Source organism: Shewanella bicestrii (assembly GCF_002216875.1).
GTDB lineage: Bacteria > Pseudomonadota > Gammaproteobacteria > Enterobacterales > Shewanellaceae > Shewanella > Shewanella seohaensis.
On record NZ_CP022358.1, the window covers coordinates 1,142,478 to 1,166,650 of the forward strand.

The window sequence follows — 24,173 nt, forward strand, 5'->3', positions numbered from 1 at the left end:
GGATAGGCTCCTTGCTAAACTCATTGCGTCAGTTGGTTATTGGCCGCAATCGCTTCGAGTGCTTTTATCGCTTTTTTCTTACCGCGTTTTTGCTCATACATCGCATTATCCGCCTGTTTGAAAGACTTGGCCCAATCATTGTCATAGGCCGACATGCCCACGCTGAAGTTTAGATTGAGGGACGACTCTTGGTGCAGCTTGAGGCGCATGGCATCGAGGTCATTCTCGAGCTGCTCTAGCGGGCCATGGCAGAGGGCAACAAACTCATCACCCCCAAAGCGTGAGATGATGCCTTTATGCTTCCAAAAGCCGAGGATAGTCTTAGCCACTTGCTTAATCGCTAAATCGCCGACTTGGTGCCCCTGTTGGTCATTAATGCTCTTGAGATTATCCATATCGATAATCACCAAATAACTGCCTAAGTGCGCCTTGGGTTGCCAATGCAGTAGGGCATCTTCAAAATTTTTGCGGTTATAGAGCCCAGTTAGATTGTCGAAATTCGCCAATTTGGTGATTTGCAGCGACTTTTGATACAAGGCAATCGCATTGCTGGCTTCATGGGTGAGAATGGAGACCAGATTGCGGTCGTAGTCGCTAAATGCGCCTACGCTACTGCTATCGAGATTAAGCATGCCGTAGAGCTTGCCGTCGATGCGTATCGGGCTGGACAGCGTCGAGCGAATAGGATGTTTGGCAGCCGTGAGTAAGATGTGCTGCTCTTCGGTGGTGAGCGTGCTGGCGGCATTGATGTTCTTCATATCATCGACTACCACCACGCGGTCGCATTTCCCCTTAGTGAGTCGATATTCGAAGGATTGCTCGAGGGAAAAATTCAATTGCTTGAGCATGTTAAGGTCGAGCCCAACAACGGATTCGAAATGCAGTCTATGGGTTTCTTCGTTGACTTTGATGATGCTGCCCATTTCTGCACCGTTAATGATACAGACGGCTTTATTGAGCAGCGCGTCGAGAAACGCATGCTCATTTTTATATTGGCTCGACAGGTGGGCAAGTTCATAAATGGCATCGTTAATACTGACGACCTGCTCTAAGTGTTGCCATAGTCGCATTAAGCGGCCCTGGTGAAGATAATAAATAAGGCTGTAGGCAATCACATAGATAAGGCAGACAAACAGCAGGGGGAGGATAGTCCAGCCTTCGGTGGGGGCATTAAACACAAATAATAAGACGAATAGCACTATCGGCACTATCAAGAGCAATAGATGATAACGATAGTCCAAGCGGTCTATGGTTTTACGTTTAAAATTATCCCTTAATTTCACTCGGCAGTTCCCTTATTCGTGCTCCGGTTAGTCTGTTTTAATCACTCGGTCACTAACTCATTCACGCTGAGTTTGGATAAGTATATAACGAAGGTGGAGAAATCAACTGATAAGAGCACAAATATGTACTCTTATCAGTGATCTGTGCGCTCAATTAGGCTTTAGCAAACTCAGCTAAAATCCACGCGAGGGGCGCTTGATATTGGCTTGGCATCCAAGTTTGCAGCGCGCCAATGCTGTCTTTTAACACGGCCGTATTCGGCACCGAAAGGTTTAAATGCCCGACTTTACGGCCAGGACGAACCTCTTTGTTGTACCAGTAAAGTTCGGCATTGGGCAGGCTTAACCAGCGGGGATCGTTTTCGATACCAATCAGGTTGACCATCACGCATTGAAAGTTCACCTGTGGCTGCGGAATCGCAATACCGCACAGGGCTCTTAAATGCAGTTGGAATTGATCCATATGGGTACCCGCTTGGGTCCAATGGCCTGAGTTGTGTACCCGCGGTGCTAACTCGTTAACCAGCAGCTTATCGCCCACTCGGAAACATTCCATCGCCATCACGCCGACATATTCCAGCTCATGCATAATAGCGCTCAGCATGCCTTCCGCTTGCGCTTGCAGGTGGTTCAGACGAGTCAGAGGCGAAATTGAGGCCATCAAAATGCCGTCTTGGTGCAGGTTGAGTGTTAATGGATAAAACACGCATTGACCTTCACGGGTGCGTACGCCGACTAAAGACACTTCTTCATCGAAGTTAATTGCTTGCTCGGCAATGGCCAAGTTACGCCAATCTTGGGGGATCTCTCCCGCTTCGGCTTGTTTTAACCAATGTTGACCCTTACCGTCGTAGCCACCCGTGCGGCGCTTCATCAGTACGCGAGGACCAAAGGCTTGGTATAGGTTTTCGACGTCGGTCTTATCATCTACGAGTGTCCAAGGCGCAGTTGGGACTTGGATCTGATCGAGTAAGCTTTTTTGGCTGTAACGGTCGGCCAAACGGCTAAATACTGGGCCGTTAACAAAATGCGGATGGGTGCTGAGTTGTAAGCTTAAGGCGGATTCAGGCCACTGCTCGCGTTCAGCGGTGATGATATCGTGAGGTGCCAGCGGCAGGATTTCATCGGTGGGCGTCATGATATCGACGGCGCGAACATCAATCGCCAGAGGTTCGCCCGCGTGGGTCAGCATGGCGCCAAGCTGGCCATTACCTAATACCCAAACCTTAGGTTTTGCACTTGCTTGAGTCATTAGGCTTCCCTCGGATCGGGATTGTCCAGCACTGCGCGGGTTTGTTCTTCTCTAAAGGCTTCTAAACGTGCGGCAAGTTCGGCATCGTTATTCGCAAGAATTTGGCAGGCGAGTAGTCCGGCGTTAAAGGCTCCAGCGGTTCCGATGGCCAGTGTGCCTACAGCAATGCCTTTTGGCATCTGCACGATAGACAGTAAGCTATCCATACCTGACAGCGCTTTGCTTTGTACTGGAACACCTAATACGGGTAAGCGAGTTTTTGAGGCAATCATACCGGGTAAGTGAGCAGCACCGCCCGCACCACCGATAATAATTTTAAAACCACGGTCAGCGGCACCGGCTGCAAACTCCATCAGTTTATCTGGCGTTCTATGGGCAGATACGACTTCAACATGGTAAGGCACTTGCAGTTTATCCATGATCTCAGCGGCGGCTTCCATTGTGGGCCAATCACTCTTAGAACCCATAACAACAGCAACAAGGGCTTGCATGATAACTCCTTAACTCACTAATTTTAATTATATTTCGACCTTGTATCAGGTCTGGGTACAGTCGATGTCCGCAACCCCAGTCAGAGCCGGGAGCATCATGGCGCAGAATAATAGCATGTAAAGCCTGATTTCTGACGTTTTTTGCGCGTAAAAATAGCGCTTTTAGCGTGGATAAAGTGTTCGCCGAATGGGCTTAACGTCGCGGTCATCCCCAAAGCCCGATAAGGGGCTTTGGGGATGAGGTACAAAATCGTTAATCCTAAATGTTAGTTGTCTCTGCCGCGCTTGGTTCGGTGGTCTGTTCTGGCAGCGGCGCCTCCGCCAACGCTTCGCGCAGGGTGGGATAAAACTTCAATACCCCTTCAATCGGCTGCACTTTAGCTCTCGCAAGTGTACGAATAGGCTGGAACTGCAAATCCGCCACAATCAACTTAGTGTGGTTAAGCTTACATTTATCGATGAGTTTATTGAGCGCCGACAAACCGCCCGCATCGAGAATGGACACCCCATCTAAGTAAAGCACTATCACTTGTTTGTCTTGGGTGAGGCTCGCTATTTCGGCAAAAATCCGGTCAGCCGCAGCAAAGAATAATGGTCCGTTAATCTTTATCACTGCCCAATCAGCGGGCAGAGGTTGCTCGACATAGCGCTTATTGGTGCTGATATCATAGAGCTTGGTCATCTCGGCTATTTCTTTCATAAACAGCAGAGCGGCTAAGATAATGCCCACGCTGATGGCGATTACCATATCGAAGATCACCGTTAAGGAGAAACAGCTTAAAAACACTAAGATATCGCTGGTGGGTGCCGTTTTAAGTAAATGCACCGCTTTGGGGGCTTCACTCATATTCCAAGCCACCACCAATAATAATGCGGCCATGGCCGACATGGGTAAGTAGGCGAGTACTCCTGCGAGCGCAACTAACCCAATTAACACCACAATGGCGTGGATCATCGATGCTATCGGGCTCTGGGCGCCTGCCTTAACGTTTGCCGCGCTGCGCGCAATGGCGGCCGTTGCCGGGATACCGCCAAAGAAGGGGGTAATAATATTACCTATGCCTTGGCCGAGAAGTTCGCTGTTTGCGCTGTGGCGTTTGCCTGTCATGCCATCGAGCACTACGGCACACAGTAGCGATTCAATCGCCCCTAGCATGGCAATCGCGAAGGCGGCGGGGAGTAATGCTTGAAAGGTGGCCAGATTAAATTCAAAGACTTGGCCGTTGGCACCAGCCTGCAACCAAGGCCATTCAAAGTGGGGGAGGACCGCGGGGATCCCTGTGCCGACACTGCCGTCGCTTAATTGATAATGAAAGCGTGTCCCTATGGTTTCAATCTCTGCGCCCATGGCATTTAACACTAGAGCAAGAATACTGCCTAGGGCGATTGCAGGCAGATGGGCTGGTACTGGGATCTTCAATTTAGGCCAGAGTAGCATAGTGGCTAAGGTGGCACAGGCGACGAATAAGCTTGGCAAGTGAAGGCTGGGTAATGCCTGACCTAAGGCCATGAGTTTGGCAAAATACTGCTCTGGCATGTGCTCTATATGCAGGCCAAAGAAGTCTTTTAGCTGCAAGGTTGCAATTACCACCCCGATCCCCGCAGTAAAGCCTAAGGTGACGGATTCTGGAATGTAGAGGATCAATCTGCCGAGCCTTAACATCGCCATGGCAACTAACATCATGCCTGACATCACTGTGGCAATGAGCAGCCCCGCCAAACCAAATTGCTGGGCGATCGGATAGAGTAACACCACGAAGGCGGCCGTTGGCCCTGACACGCTATAACGGGAGCCGCCCGTCATGGCTATGATAAAACCACCGACAATGGCGGTGTATAGGCCATATTGTGGTGCGACGCCGCTGGCAATCGCCAGTGCCATTGCGAGCGGAATGGCAATAATCCCGACGGTCAGTCCCGCCAGCAGATCTTGTCCAAAACGCTTAACCGAATACTTATCTTTTACGCACGCCTCGCTAAGGGCGTGGGCAATTCTTAATGAAAACAAATGAGCAGAGTGTGACACGTGTGGGTCCATAAACGCGGCTTGTTACAAGGCTCTATTTTAGAGTCCAGAAAAATGTCCTTGTGTGATCATAGTTGCAAAAGGCGGTTAAATGTCTTTGTTTTTAATAAATACTGTGCTTGGTAAAGTGAATGTGACAATTTCTCTCTCCAAATAACCCTTTTGTGCCGGGCCTGCGTTTATAGGGATATCAACCATTGAGAACACTTTGATTAGGTTACTATCATGAGATATTCATCTTCAGTCTTCGGCTACAAAACGCATTTAACCTTTGTTGTTTCGGGATTAACACTCGCCGTATTACTTGGTTTGAGTGGTTGCAGTGATAAAGCCTCTGAACAAAAGCGTGCTGAATTAGCTGCTCAAGCAAAACTCGCCGCCGAGCAGCAGGCAGAGCTTGATGAAAAAGCTGAGCTTAATGAAAGAACCGAGCGTCAGGCCAATATGCAGCGGGATGCCGCTATCGCCATGCATGAGCAAGTCTCGTCAGCAAAACTGCGGACAATGAGTGCTGAGCATCGAGCCTATATAGCTCAACCTGCGGCCAGTATTAGTGCTGCGCCCGCGTTAAACGGCGATTGGTCTGGGGCTGTGCCACCTGAGCGCAATCGATTCGAGAAACAAGTGCAAAACGGCATCATGGTTGCCGGGGAAATCCCAGTTTCCACCTTTGCCATCGATGTCGATACTGGTAGTTACACGACCTTAAGACGAATGTTGAAAGAAGGGCGTTTACCACAGAAGGACACTCTGCGGGTTGAGGAAATGCTGAATTATTTTTCCTATGACTATCCACTGCCGGGTAAAAATGAGGCGCCCTTTAGTGTTACCACCGAGCTTGCACCATCGCCCTATAACGATGACATGATGTTACTTCGCATCGGTTTGAAGGGATATGAGCAGAGTAAAGCCGAACTCGGCGCCAGTAACTTAGTGTTTCTGCTGGATGTGTCAGGGTCGATGGCATCGCCCGATAAATTACCTCTGCTGCAAACTGCCTTGAAAATGCTGACTCAGCAACTGGATGCTCAGGATAAGGTATCGATTGTCGTCTACGCTGGCGCCGCTGGAGTTGTGTTAGATGGCGCGGCGGGTAACGACAGTCAAACCCTTAACTATGCGTTAGAGCAGCTCAGTGCGGGTGGTTCAACCAATGGGGCGCAGGGGATTCAGCTTGCCTATCAGCTTGCGAAAAAGCACTTTGTTGAAGGCGGCATTAATCGAGTCATTCTCGCGACCGACGGCGACTTTAATGTCGGCACGACCAACCTCGATGAGTTAATCGATTTGGTTAGCGAGCAGAAACAACAGGGCATTGGGCTAACGACGCTCGGCTTTGGTATGGGGGACTACAATGACCAGCTGATGGAGCAATTGGCCGATAAAGGCAATGGACAATACGCCTATATTGATTCTATCAATGAGGCGAGAAAAGTGCTGGTGGAACAGTTAAGTGCAACTTTACTCACCATAGCCAAAGAGGTGAAAGTGCAGGTCGAGTTTAATCCCGCCCTTGTGGCTGAGTATCGTCTGATTGGTTATGAGAACCGTGCCCTCGCACGTGAAGATTTTAATAATGATAAGGTGGATGCGGGCGAAATAGGTGCTGGGCATACGGTCACGGCGCTTTACGAGCTTCGCTATGTTGATGCGGGGAATTTGGCTAATGATAAACTTCGCTATGGCTATAATCCTAAGACTGGCAATGAAAAATATAGCCGCGACGAAATTGCTTTTCTTAAATTACGTTATCAGCTACCGGATGCGACTCAGAGCCAGTTACTGAGTTATCCAATCCGTGCCGACCAAAGGGTAAACTCATTAGCGCAGGCGAGTGACGATTTTCGTTTTGCCGCTGCAGTGGCAGGATTAGGACAGTTACTCAATCAAAGCAACTATTTGCATCAATTTGATTATAATAAGCTTAGTGTGCTCACACGTTCTGCGCTGGGGGATGATACCAGCGGCTACCGACATGAATTTATGCAACTTGTCGATACCGCTGCGATACTCGCACAAACACAGCGAGTGCCAATCAAAAAATCCTTTGATGCCGGAGATAAACCTTTCCCGCCCGAGGATAAACCGCATCAGCAATGAGCCAAATTATTATGTTTCAGTTAGTTAACCATTAGGGAGCTGCCATGGCCTTGGCGATACCGCAAATGCATGCCCATGAGCATACCGATGAACAGTTAATGCAACGCTATGCCAAGGGCGATGGCAAAGCGTTTGAGCAGCTTTATCTTAAACACAAAGGCGCCTTGTACCGTTACTTTGTGCGCCAACTCGGTGACAAACAATTAGCCGAAGATTTATATCAAGAAACCTGGGGACGGGTGATCCGTGCCGCCGCCAATTATGAGCCGAGCGCCAAGTTTAATACTTGGCTCTATCGGATTGCCCATAATCTGTTGATTGACCACGTCAGGGCGGTTAAGCCGGTTGATCTAGTCAGTCACGATAACGAGGAAGGGCTAGATACTTTTGTGGGAGCAGAACAGGAACAACCCGATGTGCATTGGCAGGAAACGCAAAAAAGCTTGTTGCTGAAAACCTGTATTGCCCTGTTACCCCAAGTGCAAAAAGAGGCCTTTATTCTCAATATCGAAATGGGCTTTACCGCTGCAGTGATCAGCGATATTGCAGGGGTAACACTCGAAGCGACCAAGAGCCGCATTCGCTACGCGTATCAAAGCTTAAAAGATTGTGTCAATGCTAAATGGCAGGAGGTTGGTCATGAGTAATTCGACTCTGTCATCGGAAGAAGAGGCACTACGTCAGGAAGTTTGGGCTTGGTATCACAAGCAAGCTCTGGAAATGCCATCTGAGCGACTTGACCAAGATATTTTGCGCTTATCACAGGCCCATTTGGCTGACATCAACGTTAACCAGCTCAAGCCCTCAGTCACGCCTGTGTGGCGCCGCTTTCCATGGGCTTTATCAAGCGCAGCCTCCTTAGTGCTCGTCGTCGGTTTAGTGATCCTCAACCGAGGCCATTTTGAGGAAGAGTTAGTTGCGCCAGCCGCTTTGACTATGAGTGCGCCTATGCCCGCTCAGGCTGAGCTAGATAATGCTGCACAACAAGCAGAGATGGCGCATCAAGCTAGAGAAGAAGCCGCCACACAAAATAGGCAAAGGGAAGCAATGAGGGCACAGGCTAAGATGTCTGCGCAGGAAAATCAGCAACTAGAGTCTCGAGCAGCACCACAAATGGCACGGGCACTACCGCAGCAAGATACACCTGTAATGGCTCGGGAAGACGCTCTGATGGAGTCTTTAACACGCTTACAAGCCTTGATAGAAGCCAAACAAACACAGGAGGCATCTGCCTTAGTGCAGACGCTGCAGAAGCAATACCCAGAGTTGGCAAAAGCCGAGGGAGAAGCAACCGCAGATGATACGCAAGCGATTGCGAAGTTTAAGGCATTGCAACGCCAGTTGAATCAACTAACAAAATAACATAAATAAACAGTGAGTTAGCTTTGCTTTAGTTAACTCACTCTCAATTCTTTATTAGGCATTTAGGGTTAATCTGCCGATCAATTCACGCATTTTTACAGACTCTCATGTTAATTACTTGATCGTGGTCATAAAGTGAACACGAATTCGCCTGTTATATTGGAGATCGATAAACGACTTGACTAGTATCAATAGTCAGAGTCCCAGTTCAGGAGGCGATATGCTTAAAAGACTCATGCATGATCATAAACATATAGCAGTGTTGTTGAATGTCTTGAAAAACAAGCAGATGAAATTAGCTGAAGGTGAAGCCATTAATTTTATCGTGGTTCGGGACATAGTTGAGTATATGCAAGGATATGCTGAGCGCAGTCATCATCCTGTGGAAGACATTATCTATGCTTACTATTTGGCGCATAAGGCGAACGATGAAATTGATAAGTTGAGTGATGAGCACCAAGTGGTGACGGCGGCATCCTCGGCGTTAATGAATACCTTAAATCTCATTTTGAGTGATATTGTGGTCGCGAGGGATAAGTTAGTCGCTGATTTTGCGGAATATGTGGAGCTACAAGAAAGGCATATGCAAATGGAGGAGCGGGAAATCTTCCCATTACTGGCTAAAACCTTAACCGATAAGGATTGGCAGGTGATCGAGCAACAGTGCCAAGCGTCTTTAATCGATGATCCGTTATTCCTCGACCGCGAGCAACAGGCCTTTGATGAGCTTCGTTCTTACCTTAGAACTGCCGAATAGCGGAATGTAAAAACAGAAAAAGCGCCATTGGCGCTTTTTCTTTATATGCTGTTTATCAAACAATGGGTTACAACTGGATAGCGTCTATATCGTAATCAAAGTTGTTATCAATCTCTTGAAGTTCCTTGAGTAAACGATGTTTGTCCTTTAACGCTTCAATTTCTCGCCACTTACGCTTTTTATTGGAGCCTCGCGAGCGATCGGGTCTTTCTACGACTTCATCTAGCGCACAACCATAATCTAAACGATCCATGGTAACCTCCTGTTGTTGTATGTTTTGTCAGCGATTAAATAACATATTTTCAAAACAGGGTGCAAGAATTATGTTTCATTTGTGTTAACTTGAAATGAAGTTTGAATGATATGTCATTGATCTTCGCGGGAGTTGTAGGGGAAGTTGTGAGGGAATATTTTAAATTTATTAATGAGATAAAATAAAAAAGCCAGCTGTTGCTGGCTTTTTGTTCGATCAGATTTTGCCCTGTCGATATAGGTTAATTAACCCATTGCTCGAGGCATCTAAGGCGGTGGCGTCTTGCTCTGCGCCGATACGGGCGAGAACGTCATTACCTAAGCTTTTACCGAGTTCAACACCCCATTGGTCGAAGGAGTTGATGTCCCAAATGGCGCCTTGGACAAAGGTTCTGTGCTCATAGAGCGCAATCAGTGCACCTAAGGTTTCAGGAGTCAGCTTATCCATTAACAGAGTATTGCTTGGCTTATTGCCTGGCATAACTTTGTGTTTGGCGATAAGTAACTTCTCTTCATCACTTAAGTTGCTCTTGCTCAATTCGGCCAGCGCTTCATCTAGGGTGCGGCCTTGCATGAGCGCCTGAGTCTGTCCGAAGCAGTTAGAGGCTAACTGATCATGGTGCTCACCAATAGGATTATGGCTTTGCAGCGGCATAATGAAATCGGCCGGAATTAATGCTGTGCCTTGATGCAGTAGCTGGTGGTAAGCGTGCTGACCATTTGTACCTTCGCCGCCCCAAATCACCGGACCCGTGCTGTAATCCACATGGGTACCATTAAGGGTGACTGACTTACCGTTACTTTCCATATCCAGTTGTTGGAAGTAAGCCGGAAGTCCGCGTAGGTAATGATCGTAGGTCAATACCACATGACTTTGAGCATTAAAGAAATTGCCATACCACAGAGATAGTAATCCCATGATCACTGGCATGTTTTCGGCTAGAGGGGCATTGGCAAAATGGGTATCCATTTGGTGCGCGCCCTTTAATAGGGAGCGGAAGTTATCCATGCCGATGAGTAAAGCAATGGGTAAACCAATGGCTGACCAAAGTGAATAACGACCACCAACCCAGTCCCACATTGGGAAAATATTGTCAGCATCGATACCAAAATCGGTCGCTTTTGCCACGTTAGAGGTCACGGCAACAAAGTGTTTCGCCACATCTGACTGTGAACCACCTTTGGCTAAGAACCACGCCTTCGCCGTTAGGGTATTGGTCAGCGTCTCTTGTGTACCAAAAGACTTAGACGACATGATAAACAGAGTGGTTTCTGGATCGAGTTGCTTGAGTTTTTCACTGATCGAAGTGCCATCGACGTTGGCAACGAAATGGCAATTTAGACCTGTAATCCAGTAAGGGCGCAATGCTTGGGAAACAATTTTAGGGCCAAGGAACGAACCACCGATACCGATGCTGACAATATCGGTAATGGCTTTGCCAGTGAAACCTTTCCATTGTCCTGAGGTGACTGAAGTAACAAACTGCTGCATTTTGTGCAGCGTTTGCTGTACTTCAGGAACGATATCTTGACCTTCGGCAACAATGGATTGCTCGGCGGTGCTGCGCAGTGCGGTATGTAATACGGCACGTTTTTCGGTGGTGTTAATAATATCACCGGCAAACATCGCCTTGATTTTAGCGTCAAGCTTTGCCTCTTGCGCCAATGTCAGCAGCAAGTTGATTGTCTCAGGTGTCGCTCTATTTTTTGAATAATCTAAAAATAAGCCACAGGTAGAAAGCGACATGTTGCTAAAGCGTGCCGGATCGCCTGCAAAGAGTTCCCGCATATGCGGGATCTGATGGCTATGCGCTGCTAACGCTTGCCAAGTTGTGCTTTGGGTCAAGATAGTCATCGAATCGTCTCCGAAGATACTTAGTTTGCCAGTTTTGCCTTGAGCATGACTTCGAGTTTGCCTTGGTCGATGGCGAAGTTACGGATACCTTCTGCTAACTTGTCGACAGCCATAGGATCTTGGTTGAAGTCCCAGCGGAATTGCGCTTCAGTTAAAGGCTCGTCGGCTGCAACTGTGGTGCTGGCAGGAATGAGTTTAGGTTGAATAGCAACTTGAGAGTTTGCCAGCTCTTCTAGCAATGAAGGGCCAATAGTCAGGCGGTCACAACCCGCTAATTCGATGATTTCACCGATATTACGGAAACTTGCACCCATGACTACCGTGTTATAGCCATACTGTTTGTAGTAGTTGTAAATTTCAGTCACAGAAACGACACCTGGGTCGTTTACTGCGTCATAGTCTTTACCTGTGTCTTTTTTGTACCAGTCGAGGATGCGGCCAACGAATGGAGAAATTAAGTACACGCCCGCTTCTGCACAGGCACGTGCTTGAGCAAAGCTAAAGAGTAGGGTTAAGTTACAGTTGATGCCTTCTTGCTCTAACTCTTTGGCGGCACAAATGCCTTCCCACGTTGAGGCTAATTTGATCAGAATGCGAGATTTATCCACGCCCGCTTCTTGGTACAGACGTACTAATTTATGTGCTTTCGCAATGGATTTTTCTTTGTCGAAGGATAAGCGGGCATCCACTTCGGTTGAAATACGGCCCGGGACCAGTTTTAGAATCTCGACACCAATGTTCACTGCAAGTTTATCGCTGGCATCATCAATCTGTTGCTCAATATCAGCACTTTGTAATTTAGCCCACGCGATAGCATTGTCGATTAGAGCGCTATACTCGGGAATTTGAGCCGCTTTTAGAATGAGTGATGGGTTGGTCGTTGCGTCTTCTGGCTGATAGCGTTTGATCGCTTCAATATCGCCAGTATCGGCCACAATCGTAGTGTATGACTTGAGTTGCTCTAATGTATTTGCCATGAAAAACATCCTTCTCAGATAGCGGTCTAAACTCAGAAATGAACTGATGACTATTAGAAGCGATTTTGCCAACTTTTCCAACCATCAATGTAAAAAAATTACAAAAATGGTAAAGCTATATCGAATTTAGGCGAAAAGCTGTGATTGCATTACAACAGTGAGCTAAGCGTCATCAGATTGCATAGTGTAGATGTTACAAAAACAAAAAGTCGCTGCAAGCAGCGACTTTTTTATTCTTAAGAGTGCAATTACTTCAGAACAGGTTGTTTTTCAGTAGTTGTCACGATAGCTTCGATACGGCGGTTAGCTGCATGAGCTTCTTTAGTGTCACCAGCGACTAATGGCTTAGTGATACCGTAACCGTTAGAAGTTACACGGCTTTGGCTGATACCATATTTTTCAACAAGGATCTTCGCAACAGCGTCAGCACGCTTGTCAGACAGAGTCATGTTGTAGTCTGGTTTACCTACGTTAGAAGCGTGACCAGCAATTTCAACTGTGAACTCTGGGTTTTTGTTCATGTAGTTAGCCAGTCTTTCGATGTCTTTGTAGTACTCTTTCTTCACTACAGCAGAATCGTTAGCAAACTGGATAGAACCTACATCTTCTTGCTTCTTAACGTTTTCATAGATAGTACAGCCAACAGAGTCAACTTTGTGAGTTGCTGGAGTTGCTGGGCACTGATCTTTATCGTCGTAAACGCCATCGTTGTCAGAGTCAACTGGTGTTGCAGCAACAACTGCTGCAGCTACTGGAGCAGCTGGAGAACCGAAACGGTAGCTTAATTCTAAGCCCCAGTAGTTGCTGTCAGCATTTACTGGAACGATCGCACTGGCACCAGCGTTATCGTCTAAGTTTTCATAGCGACGGTATTTAGCTTGTAACTTCAGGTTATCAGTGAAGTTATAACCAACACCTGCACCGAAGTAAGGTGCAAAGTCGTTTTCGCTGTAAGAACTAGAAACGCCACCAACGCGTTGGTTGTTTTCTAGGGTGTAGTACATTGCGCCAGCTTCAGCAGATAGGCTCCAACGGTTACCTAGTGGCCATACACCAACTAAGCCAAGAGTTGCACCTTTAACGTCTGCATCATTGCCAATGCCTGCATAGGTCCAATCTGCACTACCTAGATCACGATAGCCGATTTCAGCACCAAAGTAGTCATTAAACATATAGCCTGCGAAGATGTCCCATGCGTATGGGTTGTCATCGCCGTTGTCAGTTGCAATGTGTTCATAGTTATTAACGCCTAAACCTGCACCAACATACCAAGGTGTTAACTCTTGAGATGCACTGGCAGCAAGTGGAAGCATTGATGTAAGCAAAACTACTTTTAATGTATTCTTCATCATTTTCTCTAAGTCCATTGTTTATGATTCTCCACCAATATGCTTTGCAGGTTTTATGCAAAACATTGCTAGCACTTAGTGTGGGGATCCTTTGGTATTGTAGCCAGCGATTAATTATCACTTCATTTGTTAAATTTTTCCAGTGCTTAGTCCAAAGTTTTTTTATGGAATAGCATATTGTTACTTTTGATTGATGTTAAAAAGGCATCCTGAAGGATGCCTTTTAATTGTATTTAATTTGTTAATTAAAATTTGGGGTTAACGGGTCCAAACCCAATTTTCAATTTCGACAGGGTCAACACCGTTTGCCTTAATATAGTTGCGATGATCAACGAGTCGTTGCAGCATATCGGTTGTGATTGAAACGTGCTTGGTTTCATCGATGACGCCTTGTTGGAATAGTTTGTAAGCCATATCAATAACAAGGTGATAGCGAGAAGTGCCATTACGAACACCCATATCAAATGGTGTTGTAGTTGAACCTTCTTCTTCATAACCTTTAATTCTGAAACGGCGACTTCCTTTGTAGTCAAAAATTAACTTTTTGATAGTATTTGGATAACCGTGATAGTTAAATACAACCCCTTTATCTTGGGTAAATATTTCATCCATCATCCAAGGTTTTTCTTTAAACTTACGGCTACCTAAACCATCACTGCTTAATTCGGTCACGCTGACAAAACGAATTCTCACTCTAGGTAAGAGTTCACGAATAATCACAAGTGAAGCCATGCATTCTTGAGTGACATAATCACCACAACCTGCAAGCACGATATCTGGATTTTCATCTGAAGCAAAATCCCATACCATCACACCGTCTTTCGCTTGTTTACGTGCTTCTTCTAAACTCAACCATTGCGGTAGTTCTTTTTTACCAGCCACTAGGATGTTCAGTTTGTCACGATCCGCAAAAGCGCGTTCGGTATAAACTAAGGTGCTGTTTGCATCAGCAGGTAAATAAGCAGAGATAATCTTTGGATGTTTTTCTAACATCGCACCGAGGAACGATGGGTTTTGATGCGAGTAACCGTTGTGATCCTGACGCTCTAATAATGAAGAAAGTACCACGTTGCACGCGGGTAAAGGTTTGCGGAAATGCACCCCTTGGCTGGCGTAAACATATTTACAGTATTGGTCGGCCATTGAAGATACGACCTGTGAGAAAGACTCATAGGTTGGGAACATGCCGTGACGACCCGTTACTGTGTAGCCATGTAACATACCAAATAGTAAGTTCTCAGAGAGTAACTCGAGCACGCGGCCATCACGAGTCATATCCTCGTCCCAACTTTCAATTGGCCATTGCCATGCGCGATCGGTTTCTTCAAATACCGCTTGCAGTTGGTTTGAATAGGTTTCGTCTGGGCTAAAGATACGTAAGTTACGTTGGTCACGGTTCAGTTTGAATGCATCACGCATCCATTGACCCATTTTCAACATAGAGTAACCGCGGTGTCCACGTGGTACTTCTGGACCATAGCTGAGCTTTTCGAGATCTGGATTGGACAAAGCTCTAACAACTTCACCACCATAAGTGAGATGTTGGCGACCACAAGCTAAATGCTTAGGTGGGATCAAGGAGCTAATATCCGCATCAAAAATCAGTTCACCTTGGGCATTGATTTGGTAAAGCTCTTGGAACTGATAGCTAGCCAACCAGTTATCCAGTGCGCTGAGGTGGCCTTTATCGGTCGCACATTTATTGACGATAACTTGGTGCGATTCGCAGTTACCTTCTAATTTTGTACCATTATATTCGCTTACACCTGTCCAGCCTTTGGCGGTGCGCATTAAGATCACTGGCCAGCGAGGTTTGACAATATCTTCACCCTTACGTGCGCGGGTTTGGATATCGTTAATCATGCTATAAGCAGTATCCATCGCGGTTGTCATTTGGACGTAGATATCTTCTTCCATTTCGCTGTCGACAATAATAGGGTGATAACCAAGACCACGGAATTCAAGATCTAGCTCTTCATGGCTCATGCGTCCCATACGGGTTGGGCCTGAAATCTTATAGCCGTTGATATGTACTATAGGTAACACTGCACCGTTGGTGGCAGGGGAGACTAAACGGTTCGCATACCAGGAGGCTGCAAGAGGACCTGTTTCTGATTCACCGTCGCCCACTAATACGGTTGCGATAAGATCAGGATTGTCTAATACCGCGCCCCAACCTACAGCTAACGAGTAACCTAATTCGCCCCCTTCAAGGATTTGACCGGGTGCTTCAGGGTTAGCGTGAGAAGGGTAACCATAGGCCGCCGAAAACTTCTTACAGATATCTTCGATACCGGTTTCATTATAAGGAATGGTTTCTGGATAAAAGTGGCTGAGTGAGCCTTCGATGAATAGGTTAGCTTGTACTGCGGGGAAACCATGGCCTGGGCCGACTAAGTAAATGAAAGGACGATTATGTTTTACAATGAGTCGGTTGACGTTGGCATAAACGAAGTTAATCCCCGGACAAGTCCCCCAGTGCCCTAACAGGCGAGGTTTAATGTCCGAATGCGCAAGTGGGCGCTTATGTAATACGTTTTGCTTTAGGTAAATCTGAGAGGTGGCGAGGAAGTTAGTGGCTCTTACATATTTTTTAAGAGCATTTATCTCATGTGTAGTCGTCATATTAAGCCTCACTAGAGCAGACGGAATTGAACTGTGTTGTGTTGGGATTACTATATTTGTAATTTTCTTACAAAAATGTGCCCTGCATCCAAATTTTAAAACTTGTGTTCGTCGTTAACGCATGTGGATTAAGTTTGTTAAATTGTTAATTTAGTATTAACAGTGACTTATCTAAGCTTTACGAGTGTGAGGTTGTAGCTATTTAACGATGCAAACCTAGGCTTGATCACATGAGTAATTTCGAATACTGTGCTATTTTGCTGCGTTGAATTCGGTAGCCGTGATGTTGTAAATTCACGGAAGGATAATTTGAAAGAATAAATCTACCGATATTCTTACCTTTATTTGGAAGGATTCATTCACCACAAATGTTGCACCTCGCTAAGTATAGGTGGAGGCGGGCATTTGCTACGGGAAGAAGTAAAATAATATGTTAGAAACGATTGTAAACTTTTTGAACGCACTGCTCTGGGGCAAATTGCTCGTTTACGGATTGGTGGGTGCGGGGCTTTATTTCACCTTACGACTTGTATTTATTCAACTTACACACTTCAAGCACTCTCTAAAAGTCATGACCATGAGCCGCCAAGGTTGTGAAAGTGGTCTGTCTTCATTCCAAGTATTCTGTACCAGTATGGCCGCTCGGGTTGGTGCCGGAAACATGGCCGGTGTTGCCGTGGCGATTGGCGCTGCTGGACCTGGCGCTGTGTTCTGGATGTGGTTAATCGCCATGTTAGGTATGGCAACCGCCATGGTGGAGTCGACTCTTGCACAAGTATATAAGGTACGAGATACCAACGGTCAGTTTCGCGGCGGTCCTTCTTATTATATGGAGAAGGGACTTGGACAGAGATGGATGGGGGTGTTGTTCGCTTTCTTCCTGATCATCGCCTTTGGTTTGGTGTTTAACGCGGTGCAAGCCAATACCATTACGGGTGCAATGGAGCGGGTGTTTGGTTTCAACCCGACCTATGTCGGTATCGGCTTAGTGTTAGCCAGTGGTTTTGTGATTGTCGGTGGCTTACGTAAAGTTGCGCGAGTGTCTGAGTTTATCGTGCCTATTATGGCACTGGCTTATATTCTGATCGCCTTTATTATCGTGCTGTTCAATTTAGAACAACTGCCAGCCATCATCAGCTTGATTGTAAAGAGTGCTTTCGGTTGGCAAGAAGCCGCCGCAGGTGGTGTTGCTTATACGGTCGCTCAGGCCATGCAAGCGGGAATCGCCCGTGGTTTGTTCTCAAACGAGGCGGGGATGGGCAGCGCGGCAAACGTGGCGGCGAGTGCCTCACCTAATCCTAATCATCCTGCATCCCAAGGTTTTGTGCAAATGATGGGAGTGTTTGTCGATACCATCGTTATCTGTACAGCAACTGCGGCGATTATTTTGCTTTCAGGCGATATCGGTTCTAGCGAAGATGGCATTCGTCTCACCATCAATGCGATGTCAAACCACGTAGGAGATTGGGGCGGCGCCTTTATTGCGATAGCCATTTTCCTATTCTGCTTTACCTCTATCATTGCTAACTATTCCTACGCCGAAACCAATGTGATGTTTTTAACGGGTAACAGCACTAAGGCATTACCGCTATTCCGCCTGTGCGTATTAGGCATGGTGATGTTTGGTGCTGTGGCCAAAATCAGCTTAGTGTGGAACTTAGCGGACGTGTCTATGGGACTAATGGCTACGGTCAATATCATTGCTTTGCTGCTGTTATCTGGTTTGGCGATACGGGTTATCAACGATTACTGTGAACAATTGAAGAGTGGCAAAATGCCTGAATTTGATCGCAGTAAGTTCCCCGAATTGATGGAACAACTCGATGATGGTATTTGGCAGGATAATAGTGCCAACGAGCAGGCGAAAACGCGTACAGAATCTGCGCTTAGTCGATAAACTCAAGTTCACTGATTAACGCTATCGGAAAAACCACGTCATCCGTACGTGGTTTTTTTATGCTTGTTCAGTATCATAGTGGCGTATTTTATTTGTTGGAGCGTGTTAATGTTGATTTTGGTTTCACCGGCGAAAACCCTAGATTTTGAGCAACCTCCCTTGACTCAAACCCACACTCGGCCCGATTTTTTAGCTTATAGCCAAGAGCTTATTCAAGTCTGCCAACGGTTAACCCCCAGTGACATAGCAACATTAATGAAGGTGAGCGATAACATCGCAGGCTTAAATGCCGCGCGTTTTGGGGAGTGGACACCCGATTACAGCATTGATAATGCTAAGCAGGCGATTTTTGCTTTTAGAGGCGATGTTTACACGGGTTTTGATGCAGATACGCTGACACCCGAACAGCTTGAACGCAGCCAGTCACAGTTGCGTATTTTATCTGGGCTCTACGGGTTACTGCGCCCCTTGGATTTAATTTTACCTTATCGCTTAGAAATGGGGACGGCGCTTGCCAATCCTAAAGGTAAGAATCTCTACGATTTTTGGGGTAATACTCTCACCGAAGCAGTCAACAATGCGGTTGCTGCGCAGGGCGATGACATCATTATCAACCTCGCATCTAATGAATATTTCAAGGCGATAAAACCAAAACAATTAGCCGGTCAATTAATCACTCCTGTCTTTAAAGATTTTAAAAATGGCCAATATAAAGTCATCAGTTTTTTTGCTAAAAAGGCAAGGGGAATGATGGCAAGATATATCATTGACCAGCAAGTGAGTTCAATTGAGGAATTAAAAGCGTTTGATGTGGCAGGTTATTACTACAGTGAAGAATTGAGTAAACCGAATGAGCCAACATTCTTGCGTGAAGCGCAGTAACTCATAATGCGTAAAATAAAAAGAGCAGCCTAGGCTGCTCTTTTTATTTACGAAGGATGTGCTGGCGGAAGATTATTTCGACTCAGTACTAATCGGTGTTAACACTAGATTCGAGTTCGCCATGATATAAGCAAATTGTGCATATGCCGCCACATTTTGTGCCAGTGCCTTAGGGTCTATTTTATCTAAGGTATCGTTAGGGGTGTGGTGATAATCGAAGTAATCGTGGCCATCCTGTCTTAATGAAGCAACAGGTACGCCTAATGCGGGCAGCATAGAGACATCAGGCCCACCAGAGGCTTGGTTATTGCCGAGGGCAACACCGTTGTATGTCATTGGTTTTATGCTTTCTTGAACTTGGGCAAAAACGCCGTCACTGACCTTAGTGTCGATTTGATAAATCGGGCCTGCGCCAAAGTCCGATTCGGCAGCAATATAATGCAGAGGTAGTTCGGCTTGGTGTGCCTCAGCATAAGCCTTGCCTCCTACTAAACCAATTTCTTCAGCAGCATATAGAACCACTCGTACCGTACGAGCGGGCTTTTGCGGAAGATCTTGAATATGTTTTGCAGCTGCCGTCACAATGGCAACGCCTGCGCCATCATCAATCGCGCCTGTACCTTCGTCCCAAGAATCTAAGTGAGCACCAATCAGAACGATTTCGTTAGGTTTACTACTGCCAGTGACTTCTGCAATCACATTGTAGGATGTGTTGGAGCCTAAATCCTTTGGTGACATATGTAGTTCGAGCACCGCGTTTGGATCGCGTTTTAACATCGCATCTACTAAGTCGGCATCGGGATTAGACATCGCTGCGGCCGGGATTTTAGGCACGCCATCTTGATAACGCATCACACCAGTGTGTGCCATGCGGTCATGGTCGGTGCCAATTGAGCGAATGACAATTGCTACGGCTCCCTTTTGTGCGGCTGCGACTGCGCCTTTTGAGCGGCCGCCGACACTTTTGCCATAACCTTCACCTGTGATGTGACGTTCGGTCTTTTGGTCGATAAAGGCTATCTTGCCTTTTACATCTTCTGGATTTGCCGCTTGTAATGCCGCAAGGCTATCAAAACGAGCAATTTTGGCTTGAATGCCTTCGGCTGGCGTGGCGATACTGCCGCCTAAGGCTGTTATCACTAAAGGCTGTTCTACCGGCGAGATCATCTTGGCTTTGGCTTCACCGCGTTCCCAAATCGGAACTTGTACCGGCTCTTTATAAACCTTATCAAACCCAAGACTTGTTAACTTATTCATTGCCCAGTTCACCGCAATTATGTCTTTTGGGCTGCCAGCTAAGCGTGGGCCGACTTCTACAGTGAGGGATTCGACTATGTCATATCCCAAGGATGACGATAATGCGGTTTGCTGCAATTGAGCCGGAATATCATTTTTTGCGGGTGTTTCTAAGTGAGTTTGGCAGGCGCTCAAACCGCCAATAAATAGTCCAGTTATTAGTGTTGTTTGGTAGGATTTCATAGGTTTCCTTTATTTTTATTAAGCATGTCCCATTTTTGAAAACAATCTAGCAAAAAGTGTGCTTTATGTCCCGACTATATCTGTAAGGCAACGCTATATTAGCGCAGGGGTTAGTTTTAGGAGAAAAAGTGCGTAATGAATATTGAATTGATGCAGGAGCGAGCCGATCATGCCGTAGTGCTATTAAAAGCACTCGCAAACGAACGCCGTTTATTTATCCTTTGTTATTTATTGAACGAAGGTGAAATGTGCGTTGGCGAAATGAATAAAAAATTAGGCTTAAGTCAATCGGCACTATCACAACACCTTGCTTGGTTGCGCAAAGATAATTTAGTAACCACACGCAAAGAAGCGCAAACCGTATTTTATTCGCTTAAGAGTGATGAAGTGCGTGAGATGATCCATTTACTGAACAATATTTATTGTCATTAATGGTAATCATCAGATATAAAAAAACCGGCAATTGCCGGTTTTTTTTATTTACTAAGACAATTAAGCAGCTAGTGCTTTGATCTTAGCGTTCAAACGAGCCTTATGACGGGCAGCTTTATTCTTGTGAATAAGGCCTTTAGTCGCCATACGGTCAACGATTGGTTGTGCAGCAGCGAAAGCTTCAGTTGCTGTTTTGTGATCGCCAGCTTTGATAGCAGCGATTACTTTTTTAACGTATGTACGTAACATTGAGCGACGGCTGGCGTTATGCTGACGACGCTTTTCAGATTGAAGCGCGCGCTTCTTTGCAGACTTGCTATTAGCCAAGGTGCAACTCCTAAAAACTGGATTTGATACTTTTAAAGGCCGAGGAATATGCCTGCATTTAGTCACTTTGTCAATGACTATGATTGAATAATCATCATAAAGATAAATTAATTCAACCCGCCTTGGCTATCTTCAACCCAACTCGTGTAATATGTGGCGCAATTCTAACAGCTATTGCCGCAGTGTGACAGAGCCTGAGTCGATTTTTTGAGATGAATCACCTAATCCATTCGATGTAGGTCTGGGGGACGTTTGAGTAAAAAATTATTGAAATCTGGCATGATTGTTAGTGCTATGACGTTGATTTCTCGTGTTTTAGGTTTGGTTCGAGATGTAGTTGTTGCCAATTTAATGGGGGCAGGGACAAGCGCCGACGTTTTTTTCTTCGCCAATAAAATTCCTAACTTTTTACGTCGATTATTTGCCGAGGGCGCTTTTGCTCAGGCATTTGTTCCCGTATTGACCGAATATCAGGAAAAACACACTTCGGATGAGACTCGAGAGTTACTCAGTAAAGTGGCGGGGACTTTAGGGCTCTTGGTGACCATTGTGACTCTTATCGGTGTTATCGCATCCCCCGTATTGTCGGCCTTATTTGGTGGCGGCTGGTTTGTTGCTTGGCTTAACAATGAGCCCGATGGTGCCAAGTTTGAGCTGGCAACCGTTGTGCTTAAAATCACCTTCCCTTATTTATGGTTTATCACCTTTACCGCGTTAGCGGGGTCCATCCTAAATACTCGTGGGCGTTTTGCTGTATCAGCCTTTACCCCAGTATTCTTAAACGTGGCCATTATTGCGGCGGCGATGTTTTTTGCGCCAACCTCTTCCCAGCCTGAAATTACCCTTGCTTGGGGTGTGTTTTGTGGCGGTTTAATTCAGTTTTTATTCCAGATCCCCTTCCTACTTAGAGAAAAGGCTCTCGTTAAGCCGTCATGGGGCTGGAAACACCCTGGGGTAGTGAAGATTAGAACCCTGATGATCCCTGCGCTTTTTGGTGTGTCAGTCTCACAAATCAATCTGTTATTCGATACTTTTATCGCCAGTTTCCTGATGACGGGCTCTATTAGCTGGTTGTACTATTCGGACCGTTTATTGGAATTTCCACTCGGTTTGTTTGGTATTGCCATTGGTACAGTGATTTTACCGGCTTTATCTCGAAATCATGTAAATGCAGAAGGTGATGGTTTTGGTAAAACCATGGATTGGGGCATCAAGGCGATTCTGTTATTAGGATTACCCGCCATGATGGGGCTGATTGTGCTCGCCCAACCTATGTTGATGGTGCTGTTTATGCGCGGCGCCTTCTCTATCCAAGACGTTGAGATGGCATCCTACAGCTTGATGGCTTATGGCAGTGGTTTACTCAGCTTTATGCTTATTAAAGTGTTAGCGCCTGGATATTACTCGCGCCAAGACACTAAGACCCCTGTGCGCTACGGCATTATCGCCATGATTACCAACATGGGCTTTAACTTGATCTTTGCGATTCCCTTTGGTTATGTCGGCTTAGCGATTGCGACATCGATGTCGGCTTTACTGAATGCCACTCTGTTATATCGCGGCCTACATAAGGCGGGTGTTTACCGAATTTCTAAGCCAACAATGGTGTTTTTCCTTAAAGCCGTGGTTTCAACGGCCTTGATGGTGGTAGTCTTGTACTACTTCTTACCTTCACAATCCCAATGGTTGGAATGGCAGCTGGTTGGGCGTGCTAAGGCTTTGATTGGTTTGATTGCTGTTGGCGCTATGACGTATTTACTTGGCTTATTGGCGTTAGGAATTCGTCCTTGGTCAATGAAACGGGGAGTTTGATTGCTGATTCTTATCGTTAGCTGTTATATAATCAGCCGATTTGCGCTTGGCAGTTGTCTAAAGTTATGGAATTAATCCGCGGTATACATAACATTTTGTCATCTCACCATGGCTGTGTGCTGACGATAGGTAATTTTGATGGCGTGCATCGCGGCCATGCACAGGTGATTGCCAATCTGGTGCAAAAGGCCAAGCAGCTTTCATTACCTCCGACAGTGATGACGTTTGAGCCTCAACCACAGGAGTTGTTCCGTGGTGATAATGCGCCCGCACGTTTGAGCTTATTGCGGGACAAAATCATCCTGTTAGATGAGTTAGGCGTTGAACGGTTAGTGTGTGTTAACTTCAATCGTGCCTTTGCAGATCAACCGGCTGAGCATTTCATTGAAGAACTGCTGGTGCGCAAGCTCGGGGTGAAATACCTCGTCGTTGGCGATGACTTTTGCTTCGGTCAAGGCAGAAAAGGCAATTTTGAAATGCTGATGCAGGCGGGAGCTCGTTATGGCTTTACTGTGGTCAGCACCCAGAGTTTTATGGTGGGCTCGCAACGTGTGAGTTCGACCGCGGTAAGAGAACAATTGGCTAAAGGAAACTTGGAGCAGGCGAGACGCCTACTTGGTCATCCTTTTACCTTAAGCGGCCGCGTGGCCCATGGCCAAAAAATTGGCCGCACCATAGGTTTCCCCACCGCCAATATTGCCCTCAAACGCAATGTGGTGCCCGTGCGCGGGGTGTTTGCGGTGAAACTCTATTGGGATGAGAGCGATATTTATGAAGGGGTTGCCAACATTGGTTTCCGCCCGACCGTAAATGGTCAAGTTTGTCAGCTTGAGGTGCATCTTTTTGATTTTGAAGGTGACATTTATGGCAAGCATGTTGAGGTTGAGTTAGTGGCAAAACTTCGCGATGAACAACCCTTTGATTCATTGGATGCACTAAAACAACAGATTTTGAATGATGCAAATGAGGCCAGAGCTTTATTTGGTAACGATGCAGGCTGATATTTATCAGTTTA

Annotated in this window: 20 protein-coding genes; 9 read left to right on the plus strand and 11 right to left on the minus strand. The window is 46.3% G+C overall.

What is annotated here, in order from left to right; genetic code table 11:
• Positions 1–20 precede the first annotated feature (20 nt).
• The 4 genes from CF168_RS05060 to dauA form a co-directional block, all read right to left on the minus strand.
• Positions 21–1,283 (minus strand): GGDEF domain-containing protein, encoded by a 1,263-nt coding sequence (locus CF168_RS05060; protein ID WP_089067192.1) that lies wholly within the window; start codon positions 1,281–1,283, stop codon positions 21–23.
• 154 nt (positions 1,284–1,437) lie between these two features.
• A complete protein-coding gene (gene purK / locus CF168_RS05065) occupies positions 1,438–2,535 on the minus strand; it encodes a 5-(carboxyamino)imidazole ribonucleotide synthase (RefSeq protein WP_089067193.1) in 1,098 nt (365 codons plus the stop codon).
• Positions 2,535–3,026 carry a 5-(carboxyamino)imidazole ribonucleotide mutase gene (purE, locus tag CF168_RS05070; RefSeq protein WP_011626975.1) on the minus strand — a complete coding sequence of 164 codons (492 nt, stop codon included), beginning with the start codon at positions 3,024–3,026 and terminating at the stop codon, positions 2,535–2,537. Before purE ends, purK begins: the two co-directional genes overlap by 1 nt.
• 259 nt (positions 3,027–3,285) lie before the next feature.
• Positions 3,286–5,052 (minus strand): C4-dicarboxylic acid transporter DauA, encoded by a 1,767-nt coding sequence (gene dauA / locus CF168_RS05075; RefSeq protein ID WP_167373565.1) that lies wholly within the window; start codon positions 5,050–5,052, stop codon positions 3,286–3,288.
• A gap of 225 nt (positions 5,053–5,277) precedes the next feature.
• Between dauA and CF168_RS05080 the strand changes: the two genes are divergently transcribed.
• From CF168_RS05080 to CF168_RS05095, 4 genes are all read left to right on the plus strand, one after another.
• Complete coding sequence (locus CF168_RS05080) at positions 5,278–7,152, plus strand: vWA domain-containing protein (protein WP_089067195.1); 1,875 nt, start codon at positions 5,278–5,280, stop codon at positions 7,150–7,152.
• 44 nt (positions 7,153–7,196) lie between these two features.
• Positions 7,197–7,799: a sigma-70 family RNA polymerase sigma factor gene (locus tag CF168_RS05085; protein ID WP_011717976.1), complete on the plus strand. Its 603-nt coding sequence runs from the start codon at positions 7,197–7,199 to the stop codon at positions 7,797–7,799.
• Positions 7,792–8,514, plus strand: a complete 723-nt coding sequence (locus tag CF168_RS05090; protein ID WP_089067196.1) for a hypothetical protein — start codon at positions 7,792–7,794, stop codon at positions 8,512–8,514. The genes CF168_RS05085 and CF168_RS05090 overlap by 8 nt, the downstream gene beginning before the upstream one ends.
• A gap of 220 nt (positions 8,515–8,734) precedes the next feature.
• Entirely contained in the window at positions 8,735–9,271 is a 537-nt protein-coding gene (locus CF168_RS05095; RefSeq protein WP_089067197.1) for a hemerythrin domain-containing protein, read from the plus strand.
• A 67-nt stretch (positions 9,272–9,338) separates the two neighbouring features.
• On the opposite strand, the gene CF168_RS05100 is transcribed toward CF168_RS05095, so the two are convergent.
• The 5 genes from CF168_RS05100 to CF168_RS05120 all read right to left on the minus strand — a co-directional run bounded on the left by CF168_RS05100 (position 9,339) and on the right by CF168_RS05120 (position 16,329).
• The gene (locus CF168_RS05100) at positions 9,339–9,524 is read right to left on the minus strand and encodes a DUF3545 family protein (protein ID WP_007650190.1); all 186 of its coding nucleotides are present in this window, start codon (positions 9,522–9,524) and stop codon (positions 9,339–9,341) included.
• Between the two features lie 216 nt (positions 9,525–9,740).
• A complete protein-coding gene (pgi, locus tag CF168_RS05105) occupies positions 9,741–11,378 on the minus strand; it encodes a glucose-6-phosphate isomerase (protein ID WP_089067198.1) in 1,638 nt (545 codons plus the stop codon).
• A 20-nt stretch (positions 11,379–11,398) separates the two neighbouring features.
• Positions 11,399–12,355 (minus strand): transaldolase, encoded by a 957-nt coding sequence (gene tal / locus CF168_RS05110; RefSeq protein ID WP_089067199.1) that lies wholly within the window; start codon positions 12,353–12,355, stop codon positions 11,399–11,401.
• 248 nt (positions 12,356–12,603) lie between these two features.
• Complete coding sequence (locus CF168_RS05115; protein WP_167373567.1) at positions 12,604–13,722, minus strand: OmpA family protein; 1,119 nt, start codon at positions 13,720–13,722, stop codon at positions 12,604–12,606.
• A 240-nt stretch (positions 13,723–13,962) separates the two neighbouring features.
• Entirely contained in the window at positions 13,963–16,329 is a 2,367-nt protein-coding gene (locus CF168_RS05120) for a phosphoketolase family protein (RefSeq protein WP_089067200.1), read from the minus strand.
• Between the two features lie 430 nt (positions 16,330–16,759).
• Here CF168_RS05120 and CF168_RS05125 point away from each other — a divergent pair, with 430 nt between their 5' ends.
• Positions 16,760–18,226 carry an alanine/glycine:cation symporter family protein gene (locus tag CF168_RS05125; protein WP_086903842.1) on the plus strand — a complete coding sequence of 489 codons (1,467 nt, stop codon included), beginning with the start codon at positions 16,760–16,762 and terminating at the stop codon, positions 18,224–18,226.
• Positions 18,227–18,334: 108 nt separating this feature from the next.
• A complete protein-coding gene (gene yaaA, locus CF168_RS05130) occupies positions 18,335–19,108 on the plus strand; it encodes a peroxide stress protein YaaA (protein WP_089067201.1) in 774 nt (257 codons plus the stop codon).
• A 72-nt stretch (positions 19,109–19,180) separates the two neighbouring features.
• Here the strand turns inward: yaaA and CF168_RS05135 are convergent, their stop codons facing one another.
• Positions 19,181–20,587: a M28 family metallopeptidase gene (locus CF168_RS05135; protein ID WP_089067202.1), complete on the minus strand. Its 1,407-nt coding sequence runs from the start codon at positions 20,585–20,587 to the stop codon at positions 19,181–19,183.
• A gap of 135 nt (positions 20,588–20,722) precedes the next feature.
• Here CF168_RS05135 and CF168_RS05140 point away from each other — a divergent pair, with 135 nt between their 5' ends.
• Entirely contained in the window at positions 20,723–21,019 is a 297-nt protein-coding gene (locus CF168_RS05140) for an ArsR/SmtB family transcription factor (protein WP_006084975.1), read from the plus strand.
• A gap of 60 nt (positions 21,020–21,079) precedes the next feature.
• Here the strand turns inward: CF168_RS05140 and rpsT are convergent, their stop codons facing one another.
• A complete protein-coding gene (gene rpsT / locus CF168_RS05145; RefSeq protein ID WP_011623708.1) occupies positions 21,080–21,346 on the minus strand; it encodes a 30S ribosomal protein S20 in 267 nt (88 codons plus the stop codon).
• Positions 21,347–21,598: 252 nt separating this feature from the next.
• On the opposite strand from rpsT, the gene murJ reads away from it, so the two are divergent.
• Both murJ and ribF read left to right on the plus strand, forming a co-directional pair.
• On the plus strand, positions 21,599–23,158 hold the full coding sequence (gene murJ / locus CF168_RS05150) for a murein biosynthesis integral membrane protein MurJ (protein ID WP_089067203.1): 1,560 nt from the start codon (positions 21,599–21,601) through the stop codon (positions 23,156–23,158).
• Positions 23,159–23,223: 65 nt separating this feature from the next.
• Positions 23,224–24,159, plus strand: coding sequence for a bifunctional riboflavin kinase/FAD synthetase (gene ribF / locus CF168_RS05155; RefSeq protein ID WP_089067204.1), 936 nt, complete (start codon positions 23,224–23,226; stop codon positions 24,157–24,159).
• Positions 24,160–24,173 lie beyond the last annotated feature (14 nt).